15 protein-coding genes are annotated in these 14,389 nt (G+C 67.9%); 6 read left to right on the plus strand and 9 right to left on the minus strand.

Translation table 11 applies throughout. The features are described from left to right. Nucleotides 1-14: 14 nt before the first annotated feature. The 4 genes from CGK74_RS04465 to CGK74_RS04480 are packed head-to-tail and all read right to left on the minus strand — an operon-like array spanning nt 15 to nt 3,955. Nucleotides 15-2,222, minus strand: coding sequence for a RelA/SpoT family protein (locus tag CGK74_RS04465; protein WP_094267270.1), 2,208 nt, complete (start codon nt 2,220-2,222; stop codon nt 15-17). A 22-nt stretch (nt 2,223-2,244) separates the two neighbouring features. Next, a complete protein-coding gene (gene rpoZ, locus CGK74_RS04470) occupies nt 2,245-2,460 on the minus strand; it encodes a DNA-directed RNA polymerase subunit omega (RefSeq protein WP_004257633.1) in 216 nt (71 codons plus the stop codon). 2 nt (nt 2,461-2,462) lie between these two features. Next, complete coding sequence (gene gmk, locus CGK74_RS04475; protein WP_094267271.1) at nt 2,463-3,077, minus strand: guanylate kinase; 615 nt, start codon at nt 3,075-3,077, stop codon at nt 2,463-2,465. 11 nt (nt 3,078-3,088) lie between these two features. Beyond that, nucleotides 3,089-3,955 carry a YicC/YloC family endoribonuclease gene (locus tag CGK74_RS04480; RefSeq protein WP_094267272.1) on the minus strand — a complete coding sequence of 289 codons (867 nt, stop codon included), beginning with the start codon at nt 3,953-3,955 and terminating at the stop codon, nt 3,089-3,091. A gap of 92 nt (nt 3,956-4,047) precedes the next feature. Here CGK74_RS04480 and CGK74_RS04485 point away from each other — a divergent pair, with 92 nt between their 5' ends. The 5 genes from CGK74_RS04485 to hemW all read left to right on the plus strand — a co-directional run bounded on the left by CGK74_RS04485 (nt 4,048) and on the right by hemW (nt 8,555). Then, nucleotides 4,048-4,998 carry a serine/threonine protein kinase gene (locus CGK74_RS04485; RefSeq protein WP_094267273.1) on the plus strand — a complete coding sequence of 317 codons (951 nt, stop codon included), beginning with the start codon at nt 4,048-4,050 and terminating at the stop codon, nt 4,996-4,998. Nucleotides 4,999-5,009: 11 nt separating this feature from the next. Further along, nucleotides 5,010-5,924, plus strand: a complete 915-nt coding sequence (locus CGK74_RS04490; protein ID WP_094267274.1) for a PP2C family protein-serine/threonine phosphatase — start codon at nt 5,010-5,012, stop codon at nt 5,922-5,924. A gap of 9 nt (nt 5,925-5,933) precedes the next feature. Next, nucleotides 5,934-6,653 (plus strand): ribonuclease PH, encoded by a 720-nt coding sequence (gene rph / locus CGK74_RS04495; RefSeq protein WP_094267275.1) that lies wholly within the window; start codon nt 5,934-5,936, stop codon nt 6,651-6,653. Between the two features lie 2 nt (nt 6,654-6,655). After that, complete coding sequence (rdgB, locus tag CGK74_RS04500) at nt 6,656-7,261, plus strand: RdgB/HAM1 family non-canonical purine NTP pyrophosphatase (RefSeq protein WP_094267276.1); 606 nt, start codon at nt 6,656-6,658, stop codon at nt 7,259-7,261. A 73-nt stretch (nt 7,262-7,334) separates the two neighbouring features. After that, the gene (gene hemW, locus CGK74_RS04505; RefSeq protein ID WP_094267277.1) at nt 7,335-8,555 is read left to right on the plus strand and encodes a radical SAM family heme chaperone HemW; all 1,221 of its coding nucleotides are present in this window, start codon (nt 7,335-7,337) and stop codon (nt 8,553-8,555) included. A gap of 51 nt (nt 8,556-8,606) precedes the next feature. On the opposite strand, the gene CGK74_RS04510 is transcribed toward hemW, so the two are convergent. From CGK74_RS04510 to thiS, 5 genes are all read right to left on the minus strand, one after another. Continuing rightward, a complete protein-coding gene (locus CGK74_RS04510) occupies nt 8,607-9,233 on the minus strand; it encodes a YbhB/YbcL family Raf kinase inhibitor-like protein (protein ID WP_094267278.1) in 627 nt (208 codons plus the stop codon). Nucleotides 9,234-9,282: 49 nt separating this feature from the next. After that, the gene (gene sppA, locus CGK74_RS04515) at nt 9,283-11,121 is read right to left on the minus strand and encodes a signal peptide peptidase SppA (RefSeq protein ID WP_094267279.1); all 1,839 of its coding nucleotides are present in this window, start codon (nt 11,119-11,121) and stop codon (nt 9,283-9,285) included. Between the two features lie 13 nt (nt 11,122-11,134). After that, on the minus strand, nt 11,135-11,893 hold the full coding sequence (gene trmB / locus CGK74_RS04520; protein ID WP_094267280.1) for a tRNA (guanosine(46)-N7)-methyltransferase TrmB: 759 nt from the start codon (nt 11,891-11,893) through the stop codon (nt 11,135-11,137). Then, a complete protein-coding gene (locus tag CGK74_RS04525) occupies nt 11,890-12,675 on the minus strand; it encodes a thiazole synthase (RefSeq protein WP_094267281.1) in 786 nt (261 codons plus the stop codon). Before CGK74_RS04525 ends, trmB begins: the two co-directional genes overlap by 4 nt. Before the next feature lie 103 nt (nt 12,676-12,778). Next, nucleotides 12,779-12,982, minus strand: coding sequence for a sulfur carrier protein ThiS (gene thiS, locus CGK74_RS04530; protein ID WP_094267282.1), 204 nt, complete (start codon nt 12,980-12,982; stop codon nt 12,779-12,781). 197 nt (nt 12,983-13,179) lie between these two features. Between thiS and metX the strand changes: the two genes are divergently transcribed. Further along, nucleotides 13,180-14,307: a homoserine O-succinyltransferase MetX gene (metX, locus tag CGK74_RS04535; RefSeq protein ID WP_094267447.1), complete on the plus strand. Its 1,128-nt coding sequence runs from the start codon at nt 13,180-13,182 to the stop codon at nt 14,305-14,307. The last annotated feature ends 82 nt before the right edge of the window (nt 14,308-14,389 follow it).

Genomic DNA, 14,389 nt, shown 5'->3' on the forward strand with positions numbered 1-14,389 from the left:
GCGCCCGGGCAGCTTCAGGCGGCGCGCCCGTCGCCCTTCACGCGGCCGATCCGCACCACATCCGGCACCCGGCGCACGCCGCGCATCACGCGCGCCAGATGCATGCGGTCGCGTACCTGCAGCGTGAAGTTGAGTGCGGTGTAGGCACCCTGTTCGTTGTCCATGTGCACGCTCTGGATGTTGCAGTCTTCCTCGGCGATGGCGCTCGCCACCCGCGCCAGCACGCCACGCGCGTTGCGCGTCAGCACCCGGATGCCGACATCGAACAGGCGGTCGTCGTTGCCCGCCTCCCACTCGACATCCACCCAGCGCCCGCGGTCGCCACGCAGCTTGGCGACGCTCGGGCAGTCGTGGGTATGCACTTCCAGCCCCTGCCCCTTGCGCAGCGTGCCGATGATCGGATCGCCCGGAATCGGATGGCAGCAACGCGCGAGCTGCACCGCGATGCCCTCGGAACCGCGGATCGTGATGGCACCGGCCGGCTTCGGCTTGACTACGTCGGGCCGGCCCGACTCCATGTCCTGCGCCTGCGCCAGGCGGCGCGCAACAATGGCGGGCAGGCGCTTGCCCAGGCCGAGGTCGGCGAAGATGTCCTTCTTGTGACGCACGCCACGGTCACGCAGGAAGCGGTCCCAGGCGAAAGTAGAGATCTGCCCCAGCATGAGCCCGTGCGGCCGCAGAGCCTGATTGAGCAGGCGCTCGCCCAGCGCGACGGACTCGTCCTGCTGGGCGTTCTTCATGAAGTGGCGGATCTGCGCGCGCGCCTTGCCGGTGCGGGCGTAGGACAGCCAGGCCGGATTGGGATTGGCGTGCGCGGCGGTGATGATCTCGACCTGGTCGCCATTGCGCAGTTCGCTGCGCAGCGGCATGAGGTCGCCGTTGATGCGGCAGGCGACGCAGCGGTTGCCGATGTCGGTATGCACCGCATAGGCGAAGTCCACCGGCGTCGAGCCTTTGGGCAGCGAGAAGATCGTGCCCTTGGGCGAGAACACGTAGACCTCGCCCGGGAACAGGTCGATCTTGACGTGCTCGAGGAACTCGGTGGCCTCGCCCGAGGCCGACTGCAGCTCGAGCAGCGACTGCAGCCAGGAATGCGTCTTCTGCTGCAGCTCGGTCAGCGTCTTCTCGTCTTCCTTGTACAGCCAGTGCGAGGCCACGCCGGAATCGGCGATGTGATGCATCTCGCGCGTGCGGATTTGCACCTCGACCGGTGTGCCGAACGGCCCGATCAGCGTCGTATGCAGGCTCTGGTAGCCATTCGCCTTGGGGATGGCGATGTAGTCCTTGAACTTGCCCGGCACCGGCTTGTACATCGAGTGCAGCGCACCCAGTGCCAGGTAGCAGCCGGGCACGTCGCGCACGATGACACGGAAGCCGTAGATGTCGAGCACCTGCGAGAACGACAGGCGCTTTTCGACCATCTTGCGGTAGATGCCGTAGAGATGCTTCTCGCGCCCCTGCACCTCGGCGGTGATGCCCCACTGCGGCAGGCGCGCCTCGATCGCCTCGCGCACCTTGCCGACCACCTCGCGGCGGTTGCCGCGCGCTGCACGGATGGCGCGCGCCAGCACCTGGTAGCGCAGCGGGTACTTGTTGCTGAACGACAGCTCCTGCAACTCGCGGAACAGATCGTTGAGGCCCAGCCGGTTGGCGATCGGCGCGTAGATCTCGAGCGTTTCGTTGGCGATGCGGCGGCGCTTGGCCGGACGCATGTGGCCCAGCGTACGCATGTTGTGCAGGCGGTCCGCCAGCTTGATGAGGATGACGCGCAGGTCGCTCGCCATCGCCAGCAGCATCTTGCGGAAATTCTCCGCCTGCGCCTCCTCGTGCGAGCGGAACTCGATCTTGTCGAGCTTGGACAGCCCGTCGACCAGTTCGGCCGACACCTTGCCGAAGCGCTCGGCGATCTCCGCCTTGGAGATGTGGGTGTCCTCCATCACGTCGTGGAGGAGTGCGGCGATCAGCGCCTGCGCGTCGAGGTGCCAGTCGGCGACCAGCGAGGCCACCGCGACCGGATGGCTGACGTAGGGCTCGCCGCTGACGCGGAACTGGCCGGCGTGCGCATCGGCCGAGAAATAGTAGGCCGCCTCGACCCGCCCCACGTCCTCGGGACGCAGGTAGGTCTGGATCTTCGCCTTCAGCTGCTGGAAATCAAGCGACAGCACGCTCGACGTGGGCGGGCTGAAGATCGGACGAGGGGCGCCTATGTCGCTTGCTTCCATGTGTCGCCCCTCATGGCCAGGCTCAGGCCTGACCGCGGTTCAGCATCTCGAGCCCGACTTTGCCGGCGGCGACTTCACGCAGCGCGATCACGGTGGGCTTGTCCTTGTCGTGCGGATCGATGTCGATCTGCGGCGTGCTGCCGATGGTCAGCTGACGGGCGCGATAGGTCGCGGCCAGCGTGAGCTGGAAGCGGTTCGGAATCTTCTTCAGGCAGTCTTCGACGGTGATGCGGGCCATGTTCAATCCTGTTCGAGAAAGTCGAAAAATTCGGGATGACGCTGATGCTGGTTCGGATAACGCAGGCGGGCAGCACGCACCACTGCGACCAGATCGTCCAGCGCAACGTCGATTTCGTTATTGATTATAACGTAGTCAAATTCGGCCACATGGCGCATTTCCCCGCGTGCGCCGAGCAGCCGACGGCTGATCACCTCGTCGCTGTCGGTGCCGCGGCCGCGCAGGCGCGCCTCCAGTTCCTCCATCGACGGCGGCATGATGAATACGCCGACCGCCTCGGAGAAGGACTTGCGTACCTGCTGCGCGCCCTGCCAGTCGATCTCGAGCAGCGTGTCGCGACCGGCGGCGATCTGGTCCCGCAGCCACACCTTGGACGTGGCGTAGTAGTTACCGTGGACCTCCGCCCACTCAAGAAATTCGCCGCGATCACGCAGCGCGCGGAAGGTCGGGACGTCGACGAAGTGATACTCGCGGCCGTCCTGCTCGCCGGGACGAGGCGCGCGCGTGGTGTAGGAGATCGACAGCTGCACGCGCGGGTCGCGCTGCAGCAGGCCGCGCACCAGGGTCGTCTTGCCGGCGCCCGAGGGCGCGGTGACGATGAAGAGGGTTCCGGGCATGGCGGCGTTCCTTACTCGATGTTCTGCACTTGTTCGCGCATCTGCTCGATCAGCACCTTCATCTCCATCGCAATGCCGGTGATGTCGGTGGCGGGCGATTTGGATGCCAGGGTGTTGGCCTCGCGGTTCAGCTCCTGCATCAGGAAATCCAGGCGCTTGCCGGCCGCGCCGCCGGCCTTGAGGATGCGCTCGACCTCGTCGAGGTGCGTGCTCAGGCGCGTCAGCTCCTCGGCCACGTCGATGCGCTGGGCGTAGAGCGCGACTTCCTGGCGGATGCGGTCTTCGTCCAGGCTGGCGACCGCATCGCGCAGCTTGGCGGTCAGGCGCTCCTGGTATTCGGCGACCACCGCCGGCATGCGCGGCGTGGCGGTGGCGACGAGCTCGCGCATGCGGGCGACGCGTTCGCGGATGGCATCGGCCAGCTTCTCGCCCTCGCGGCGGCGGGTGGCGACCAGCTCCACCAGCGCGGCATCGGTCAGCGCGCAGATGTGCGGCAGCAGTTCGTCGAAGCCCAGGCTGTCGTCGGCGAGCATGCCGGGCCAGCGCAGTAGCTCATTGACGGACAGCGGCGACGCATCCGGGAAGCGAGCGCGCAGCGTGTCCTGGGCATCGGCCAGCTGGTCGACCAAGGCGCCGTTCAGCGCCAGGCTGCGCGGCGCGCCGTGGCCGGCCTGCAGGTTGAGGCGGCATTCCACCTTGCCGCGGCCGAGCTTGGCGGTGATGCGTTCGCGGATGGCGGGCTCGGCCTGGCGCAGGTCGTCCACGATGCGAAAACCGAGGTCGAGGTAGCGCGAATTCACGCTGCGCAGCTCAAGGTGAACGCTCACGCCACCCAGGTCGCGGGTCTGGACCGCGAAACCTGTCATGCTCTGGATCATCTGGGGTCTCCGGGAACCCGGCGCGATCGTTTACACTGCGGGTCCCACTCAGGAAAGAGGCTGGGAAAGCCCGGATTCTAGCGCCCACGAAGATGCCGCCTCAAGCCAACTGCGCGCTGCCCGCAGGCTTCCAGCTCGACCAGTACCGCATCGACCGCCAGCTTTCGCTCGGTGGGTTCTCGATCGTCTATCTGGCGCACGACGAAGCCGGAACGCCGGTCGCCATCAAGGAATACCTGCCGAACTCGCTCGCCCTGCGCAAGGACGGCGAGATCATGCCGCAGGTGACCGAAGAGCATCAGGCGGCCTTCCGCTACGGCATGAAGTGCTTCTTCGAGGAGGGGCGTTCGCTCGCCAAGCTGATGCATCCGAATGTCGTGAGGGTGCTCAACTTCTTTCGCGCCAACGGCACGGTGTACATGGTCATGCAGTTCGAACGCGGCCGCACGCTGCACGACTTCATCCAGAAACATCGGGGCGACATCCGCGAGGCCTTCATCCGCACGGCGTTTGCACGCCTGCTGAACGGCCTGCGCGAGGTCCATGCCCACAAGCTGCTGCATCTAGACATCAAGCCGTCGAACATCTACCTGCGTACCGACGGCACACCGGTGCTGCTCGACTTCGGCGCCTCGCGCCAGACCCTGATGAACGACCAGCCGATCCTCAAGCCGATGTACACCCCAGGCTTCGCGTCGCCCGAGCAGTACGACCGGCGCGACCAGCTCGGCCCGTGGAGCGACATCTACAGCGTCGGGGCGAGCCTCTACACCTGCATCATCGGCAGCGCGCCGCCGCGTGCCGATGAACGCGTCAAACAGGACACGCTTCAGCCCTTGGCCAAGACCCAGTCCGACCGCTTCTCGCCGCAGCTACTCGAGCTGATCGACTGGTGCCTGAAGCTCGACCCCTTTGCGCGCCCGCAGAGCGTCTATACGCTGCAGAAGGCGCTGGTACACAAGAGCGAAGTGGAAACCGCGCCGCACACGCCCTGGTTCACCGATCTCGGCAGCAGACTCAAGGCCTTCATCGGCCGCGGCTGAAGGAATTCGACATGCGATTCACGATCTACCAGGAAAGCCGCATCGGCCAGCGCCAGTCCAACCAGGACCGCATCGCCTACTGCTATTCGCGCGACTCCCTGCTGATGGTGGTGGCCGACGGCATGGGCGGCCACCTGCACGGCGAACTGGCCGCGCACATCGCGGCGCAGTACATCACGCACGCCTTCCAGCGCGAGGCGCAGCCGGCACTGCACGACCCGGCGCTGTTCCTGTCGCGCGCGCTCACCGGCGCCCACCACGCGATCCTCGACGACACCCTCGACCGTCACCTGCAAGAGGCGCCGCGCACCACCATCGTCGCCTGCGTCGTGCAGGACGGCACGGCCTACTGGGCGCACGCCGGTGACTCGCGCCTGTACCTGCTGAGGCGTGGCCGCATCCACACGCGCACGCGCGACCACTCGCGCGTGCAGATGCTGATGGACCAGGGCCTGCTGAGCGCCCACGACGCCGCCAATCACCCGGGGCGCAACCGCATTTATTCCTGCCTGGGCGGCACGCACTCGCCCCAGATCGAGTATTCGCCGCGCATGGATCTGCTCGACGGCGACACCTTCGTGCTGTGCAGCGACGGCGTGTGGGGCCCGCTCGGCGACGAAGCGCTGCTGGTCGGCCTGGTCGACACCCCGCTCAACGTGGCCGTGCCGCGCCTGATGAGCCAGGCCGAGGCCCGCGCCGGCGAGACTGCCGACAATCTCTCGATGGTCGCGATGACCTGGCATGACGACCTGTCCACCGCGGGACCGGACGTCATCTCGACGCAGACCATGGCGCTCAACCACTTCACCACCGAGATCGACCTCAGCAGCCGCAGCATCGGCCAGCTCGTCGACCTCGACGAGGACGAGATCGAACGCGCCATCCGCGAAATCAACGCCGCCATCCACAAGTTCGACAAGCGATAGGAACCCCCCATGCGACCCAGCGAGCGCAAACCCGACGAACTCCGCACCGTCCGCCTCACCCGCGGCTTCACGTGCCACGCCGAAGGCTCGGTGCTGGTCGAGTTCGGCGCCACCCGCGTGCTGTGCACTGCCAGCGTCGAAGAGAGCGTACCGCCCTTCCTGCGCGGCAAGGGCCAGGGCTGGCTCACTGCCGAGTACGGCATGCTGCCGCGCGCCACCCACACCCGCGGCGTACGCGAGGCGGCCAAGGGCAAGCAGAGCGGCCGCACGCAGGAAATCCAGCGCCTCATCGGCCGCAGCCTGCGCGCGGTGGTCGACCTGGAAGCGCTGGGCGAACGCCAGATCATCATCGACTGCGACGTGCTGCAGGCCGACGGCGGCACGCGCACGGCCTCGATCACCGGGGCCTGCGTCGCGGTGCATGACGCGCTGATGGGGCTCGTCACCAGCGGCAAGCTGCCGCGCAACCCGATGCGCGAGTTCGTCGCCGCCGTCTCGGTCGGCATCCACAAGGGCGCACCGGTGCTCGACCTGGACTACGCTGAAGATTCGGACTGCGACACCGACATGAACGTGGTCATGACCGAAGGCGGCGGCCTGATCGAGGTTCAGGGGACAGCCGAGGGCGCGGCCTTCTCGCGCGCCGAACTGAACGCCCTGCTCGATCTCGCCGACAGCGGCATCCGTCGCCTGTTCGAGCTGCAGCGCGCTGCGGTTCACGGAGGCTGAACATGAGCAAGCGACTGGTGCTGGCGAGCAACAACGTCAAGAAGGCGGCCGAGATGCAGGCCCTGCTCGCGCCGCTGGGCATCGAGGTGATTCCGCAGAGTGCGCTGGGCGTGAGCGAGGCCGAAGAGCCCCACCCCACCTTCGTCGAGAACGCGCTGGCCAAGGCCCGCCACGCCGCGGCTGCCACCGGTCTGCCGGCAGTCGCCGACGACTCGGGATTGTGCGTCGAGGCGCTGGGCGGCGCACCCGGCGTGCAGTCGGCGCGCTTCGCCGGCGAACCCAAGTCCGACGCGCGCAACAACGCCCTGTTGCTGGAAGAACTCGCTGCCTTCCCCGAGCCCGAGCAGCGCCGCGCCTACTTCTGCTCGGTCGTCGTGCTGGTGCGCCATGCCGACGATCCGCGCCCGCTGATCGCCGACGGCGAATGGCACGGCCAGATCCTGCCTGCTGCACGCGGCGAGGGCGGCTTCGGCTACGACCCGCTGTTCTGGCTGCCCGAGCTCGGCCAGACCGCCGCCGAACTCGACGCCGCGCTGAAGAACACGCTCAGCCACCGCGGCGCGGCCATGCGGCACCTGCTCACCCGCCTCGAATCCCACCCGCTGTAGAACCGCAGGACGGGCCGGTCGCAGAACGCATGCTGTGGCCTGGCGCCTCCTGCGCCCTCAAGGGCCACCCGCCGTGACACGCCGCATCATCCCGCTGACCCCTGCCGCATCACCGGCGCGCCCGCTGCCCCTGCCCGAACGCCCGCAGCTCGAGGCGCCGCCGCCCCTGTCGCTGTACGTGCATTTTCCGTGGTGCGTGCGCAAGTGCCCCTACTGCGACTTCAACTCGCACGCCCCACGCGAAGGCGGCATCCCTGAGCAGGCCTGGCTTGACGCCGTGCTCGCCGACCTGCAGCACGCCCTGCCGCAGGTGTGGGGCCGCCGGGTGCACAGCGTCTTCATCGGTGGCGGCACACCGAGCCTGATGTCGGCGCAGACGCTGGACGCCCTGCTCACCGGCATCCGCATGCTGCTGCCGCTCGACCCCCTCGCCGAGATCACGCTCGAGGCCAACCCGGGCACGGTCGAAGCCGGACGCTTCCGCGACTACCGCGCCGCTGACGTCAATCGCCTGTCGCTGGGCATCCAGAGCTTCGATGACGCCATGCTGGCGAGGATCGGCCGCATCCACGGCGGCGACGAGGCACGCCGGGCGATCGAGGCCGCCACCACGCATTTCGAGCGGGTGAATCTCGACCTGATGTACGCGCTGCCGGGCCAGACGCCGGCGATGGCGCTGGGCGACCTCGAGACCGCGCTCGGCTTCGGCACCGAGCACCTGTCCTGCTACCACCTGACGCTCGAGCCCAACACGCCCTTCGCCCACGATCCCCCATCGCTGCCCGACGACGACGTCGCGGCCGACATGCAGGAGGCGATCGAATCGCGCCTCGCCGCAGCCGGCTTCGAGCACTACGAGACCTCGGCCTTCGCCCGCCCGCACGGCCAGAGCCGGCACAACCTCAATTACTGGACCTTCGGCGACTACCTCGGGATCGGCCCCGGGGCACACGGCAAGCTGTCCAGCCATGAAGGCATCCGCCGCGAGATGCGCCACAAGCATCCGGCGCGCTACCTCGAAGGCGCGGCGCGCGGCGACTTCGTGCAGGAGGCGCGCGCGGTGTCAGTGGCGGAACTGCCCTTCGAATTCATGATGAACGCACTGCGACTGACTGGCGGCGTGCCCGCCAAGCTGTTCGCGGCGCGCACCGGCGTGCCGCTCGAGGCCATCGGCGAACGCCTCGAAGCGGCGCGCGCTCGCGGCCTGCTGGAAATGCGCGACGGGCAGATCCGGCCGAGCCCGCAGGGGCGGCGCTTTCTCAACGATCTGCTGCAGGTCTTCCTGGACGACTGAGACCGCTCACCCGCGATGGGCCCCGCGGAGCCCATCGCGCCTCTGCCAGGGTCAGCGCAGGGCCGGATTCAGCGTGTAGGTGCCGGTGAGCCTCGCCTCGGCGAGTACGTGCCCGGCCATCGCCGCGCGCACGTCGGGGCCGGTAAAGCGCCCTTCCACCGCGCAGCGCGGCACATCCAGCGCGTACAACGTGAACACGTAGTGATGCACGATCTCATCGTTCCACGGCGGGCAGGGGCCATCGTAGCCGTGGTAGTCGCCCTTCATCGACTCGTCGCCGGCGAACCACGCCGTGTAGTCATTGACGCCGTGGCGCGCGCCAAGCGCCGTTTCCGGGCCAGGCTTGCCGCCAGGCGTGACTTCGCCGGAGAAATGACCGGCGTCGATGGCGCGCAGCTCGGCCGGCAGATCCACCACCACCCAGTGGAAGAAATCCACCCGCGGCAGGCTGGCCGGCACCGTGCGGCCCTCCTGGTTCACGTCATCGCCCCGGCTCGGCACATCGGGGTCGTGGCAGATCAGGACGAAGGACCGCGTGCCGGCGGGCACGTCGGACCACGACAGCTGCGGATTGCAGTTGGCGCCGAGGCAGACGTGCCCCTCGTCGGCGGGGATGCAGAAGGCGAACTCGCCGGGAATCGGCGCGCCGTCATTGAAGCTCTGGCTGGTGAGTTTCATGCTGTCTCCTTCGTCACGGTGGGGTGGATGGCGTGCGCGGCGCCTGCGCTTACGGCGCCTCGCACAGGCAATGCATGTACAGGTGCTGAGGATCGTTCCAGCGCAGCAGCGCGGCAGCCGGTGCCTCCACCTCGGCGAGCAGGCGGACCAGTGCGGACGGTTTCGCGGCCGGGCCGGCGTCGATGCCGAACTCCTCGGCAAAACCCGTCAGCTTGCGCAGCAGGCGCTGCTGCAAGGACTCGCCCGCCGTCGGCCACACGACCTCGTAGTCGCTGATTCCGGCGCGCATGGCGGCGGCAGCGATCGCGGCCTCGAGTCCGCCGAGCTGGTCGACCAGGCCGAGCTCGTGGGCGGCCTTGCCGGTCCATACGCGGCCACGGGCGACGGCGTCGACCTCGGCCGCGCTCATGTCGCGCGCCTTGCCGACGACGTCGAGGAAGCGCCGGTAGCCGTGCTCGATGGCGAGCTGCATCGCATCGGCCGCGGCCGGGCTGAGCGGCCGGCGCGGGTCGAGCGCCCCGGCCAGCGGCGCGGTCGCCACGCCATCGACGCCGATACCCAGGCGCCGCAGCGGCTCCGAGAACTCGGGGAACATCGCGAAGATGCCGATCGAACCGGTCAGCGTCGAGGGCGCGGCCCAGATCTCGTCGGCGCCGGCCGCGATCCAGTAGCCGCCCGAAGCCGCCACCGAACTCATCGAGGCAATCACCGGCTTGCCCGCCTCGCGCGTCAGCTCGAGTTCGCGACGGACCACCTCGGACGCCCAGGCGCTGCCGCCCGGGCTGTCGATGCGCACCACCACGGCCTTGACCTGATCGTCCTCGCGCGCCGCGCGGATCAACTCGGCGAAGGTGTCGCCGCCGACCACGCCGGCCGGCTCGCGCCCGTCGACGATCGCGCCCTGCGCCACCAGCACCGCCACCTGTTCCGCCGGTGCGTGGCGCGCGCCGCGCAAGACGGCCAGGTACTCGCCGATCTCGACTGCGCGCACGTCCTTGCCGCCGCCATCGGCACCCACGCGCTCGATCAGCCGCGCCCGCCACTCGTCGCGGGTACTGAAGCGGTCGACCAGACCGGCATTGCGCGCCGCCAGCGCCGAATCGCCGCCCGCCGCGGCCAGCGCGTCGCGATAGTTCTGCACGTGAGCCTCGACCACTTCCGGCGCGAGCTTGCGCGCGGCGGCGATGTCGTCGCGCAGCATCGTCCACAGGCCGTCGAGCAGGTCGCGCGAGGCCTCGCGATCCTCTTCCGACATGTCCTTGCGCGTGAAGGGCTCGGAGAAGGACTTGTATTCGCCGACGCGGAACACATGCACCTTCACGCCCAGCGAATCGAGCGCCTCCTTGAAGTAGGTGCCGTAGCGCGACAGGCCATGCAACAGCACGAAGCCGTCCGGCGACAGATGCAGCTCGTCGGCCACAGTGGCCAGGTAGTACTGCCCTTGCGTGAAGCGCTCACCGCGCGCGAGCACCGGCTTGCCGGAGGCCTTGAAGTCGAGGATCGCGGCACGCAGCTCGGCAAGCTTGGACATGCCGCCGGCCATCAGTTCGTCGGTTTCGATGATCAGGGCCTTGATGCGCGCATCGTCCTTCGCCACGCGGATCGCCTCGAGCAGGTCGCCGAGCGAAGCCTGCCCGGCCGGTGCACCACCTGCCGCCAGCAGGTCCAGCGGACGCTCGAACACCGGCTGTTCGACGAGGCTGCCGGTCGGGCGCAGCAGCAGCGCGGCCCCTTCGGGAATCTCCGGCGCAGGACGGAAGAAGAAGGCCACGAGCACGCCGACGCTGAAGATCAGCATGGCGTAGAACAGCCCGCGCACGACGAAGTCCAGCGTGCGCACGAACAGGCGCAGCGTGGCGAAGAGGAAGCGGAACAGACCCCGGATCAAGTGCCCTCTCCCCTCAATCCGCGCGGCGGCGGAACACCAGGTCCCACACGCCATGGCCCAGCTTCAGGCCGCGGTTCTCGAACTTGGTCAGCGGCCTGTAGTCAGGGCGCGGCGCGAAACCGTCGGCGGTGTTCTCCAGCAGCGGTTCGGCGGAGATCACCTCGAGCATCCAGTGCGCGTAATCCTCCCAGTCGGTGGCGCAGTGCAGGTAGCCACCGGGGGCGAGTTTCTGCGCGATCAGCGCGACGAAGTCGGACTGGATGATGCGGCGCTTGAAGTGACGCTTCTTGCGCCAGGGATCGGGGAAGAACACATGGACGCCGGCCAGCGCGCCATCTGCGATCATGTCGCGCATCACCTCGACCGCGTCGTGCTGCATGATGCGCAGGTTGCCGAGATTGCCTTCGGCGACCAGCTTGCACAGCGCACCGACGCCCGGCGTGTGCACCTCGATGCCGAGAAAGTCGTGGTCGGGCATCGCGGCGGCGATCCTGGCCGTCGTTTCGCCCATGCCGAAGCCGATCTCGAGGATCTTCGGCGCCTTGCGGCCGAAGGCGGCGTCGAGGTCTAGCGGCGCCACACGGTAGTCGATGCCGATCCTCGGCAGCATGTCGTCCAGGTAGCGCTGCTGCGCCTCGGACATGCGGCCCTGGCGCAGCACGAAGCTGCGGATGCTGCGGCTGGAGAAGCGGTGTTCCGGGCTGTCGCGGCCGATGATCTCGACCCCCGCGACGGGTTCCTGCGCGCGCGGCGTATCGTTGGTGTGGCTCATGAACCGATCAGCCCCTGGGTCGGCGAACTCGGGTCGGCCGAGTAGAACTTGCGCGGCATGCGCCCGGCGAGGAAAGCCTCGCGGCCAGCCTCGACGGCCTTGCGCATCGCGCTCGCCATCATCACCGGCTTGCCGGCAGCGGCGATCGCCGTGTTCATCAGCACGCCGTCGCAGCCCAGTTCCATTGCGATCGCGGCATCCGAAGCGGTGCCCACGCCGGCATCGACCAGCACCGGCACCTTGGCGTTGTCGATGATCAGGCGCAGGTTCCAGGGATTCAGGATGCCCATACCGGAGCCGATCAGCGAGGCCAGCGGCATGATCGCGCAGCAGCCGATGTCCTCGAGCATCTTTGCCTGGATGGGGTCGTCGGCGCAGTAGACCATCACGTCGAAGCCGTCCTTGACCAGGGTCTCGGCCGCCTTCAGCGTCTCGGGCATGTTGGGGAACAGGCTCCTGGGGTCGCCGAGCACTTCCAGCTTGACCAGCGCGTGGCCGTCGAGCAGTTCGCGCGCCAGACGCAGCGTGCGCACCGCATCGTCGGCGGTGTAGCAACCGGCGGTATTGGGCAGGATGGTGAATCTTTCCGGCGGCAGCACGTCGAGCAGATTGGGTTCGCCCGGGTTCTGGCCGATGTTCGTACGGCGGATGGCGACGGTGACGATCTCGGCGCCACTGGCGTCGATGGCTTCGCGGGTCTCGGCGAAGTCCTTGTACTTGCCGGTGCCGACCAGCAGGCGCGAAGTGTAGGCCTTGCCGGCAATGACCAGGGGGTCGTTCATGGTGTGAGCCTGTGCTGTTCTGGAATGCTTTGATGAAGACCGGCTGCGTGCGGAAAGTTCTGCCGCAGCCGCGTTGTCAGACCGTGCGTCGGCGGCCCGCGGTTCAGCCGCCGCCGACTGCAACGACGATCTCGAGCCGGTCGCCGTCGGTCAGCGCCACCTCGGCGTGACGCGCCTTGGGCACGATCTCTCCGTTGCGCTCGACCGCCAGACGCTTGCCGACGAGGCCGCGCGCCTCGAGCAGTCCAAGAACGGTGAGACCGGGCGCCAGCATTTCGGGCTGGCCGTTGACGATGACCTGGATCATGGCGGTGCGGACGGACGTTACGGGCGAAAATCTTATCACGGCGCAGGGTTTGACTTTTCTCGCCACGAGCGCTAACTTCGCCCGACCTAGCGCCGATTTGATCAACAGCTTGCGGGCGCTCAACAAATACGGCTAAAGCGAGGGCACCCAGTCCGCGTCTTCAGCCGACTGGGTTTTTTGTTTTGCAGATGACGAAAATGATCCAACCCCAATCGGTCGGCGTGGTCGCACCGCAGCGGGCCGAGTTCACCGAGCCGCTGGCGCTGCGCAGCGGCGGTACGCTGGACAACTACCACCTCGTCTACGAGACCTACGGCACGCTCAACGCCGAGCGCAGCAACGCGGTGCTGGTGTGCCACGCGCTGTCGGGTTCGCACCACGTCGCCGGCACCTATGCCGACGCGCCGCACAACGTCGGCTGGTGGGACAACCTCGTCGGCCCGGGCAAGCCGCTCGATACACGCAAGTTCTTCGTCATCGGCGTGAACAACCTCGGCGGCTGCTACGGCTCGTCCGGTCCCAACCAGATGAATCCGGCCACCGGCAAGCTGTGGGGCGCCGACTTTCCCTTCGTCACGGTGGAAGACTGGGTCGAGTCGCAGGCCCGGCTGGCCGATCGCCTCGGCATACGGCGCTTCGCCGCCGTCGTCGGCGGCAGCCTGGGCGGCATGCAGGCCTTGTCATGGGCGCTGCAGTTCCCCGAGCGCGTCGGCCACGTCGCGGTGATCGCCGCGGCGCCCAAGCTGACCGCACAGAACATCGCCTTCAACGAGGTCGCCCGCCAGGCGATCCTGACCGACCCCGAGTTCCACGGCGGCCACTACTACGAGCACGGCGTGGTGCCGGCACGTGGCCTCAAGCTGGCGCGCATGGTGGGGCATATCACCTATCTGTCGGACGACTCGATGGCGGAGAAATTCGGCCGCAGCCTGCGCCACGGCCGCAACACCTACAGCTACGACGTCGAGTTCGAGATCGAGTCCTACCTGCGCTACCAGGGCGACAAGTTCGCCGGCTACTTCGACGCCAACACCTACCTGCTGACGACCAAGGCGCTGGACTACTTCGACCCCGCCTTCGAGTATGGCGGTAACCTGCCCGCCGCGCTGGCCCGCGCCAGCGCCGACTTCCTGGTGGTGTCCTTCACCACCGACTGGCGCTTCTCGCCCGAGCGTTCGCGCGAGATCGTCTATGCGCTGCTGCACAACAAGCGCAGGGTCAGCTACGCCGAGATCGACTGCCCGGCCGGCCACGACTCCTTCCTGCTCGACGAAACGCGTTACCACGCGCTGCTGTCGGCCTGGTTCGACCGCATCGAGGTCTAAATTGATACAACCCCCACGCTCACTGCGTTCGCTGCCCCCCAAGGGGGCGTCAGTACGCTTGAGACGGCTCGGCGCATACTGA

Source organism: Thauera propionica (assembly GCF_002245655.1).
GTDB lineage: Bacteria > Pseudomonadota > Gammaproteobacteria > Burkholderiales > Rhodocyclaceae > Thauera > Thauera propionica.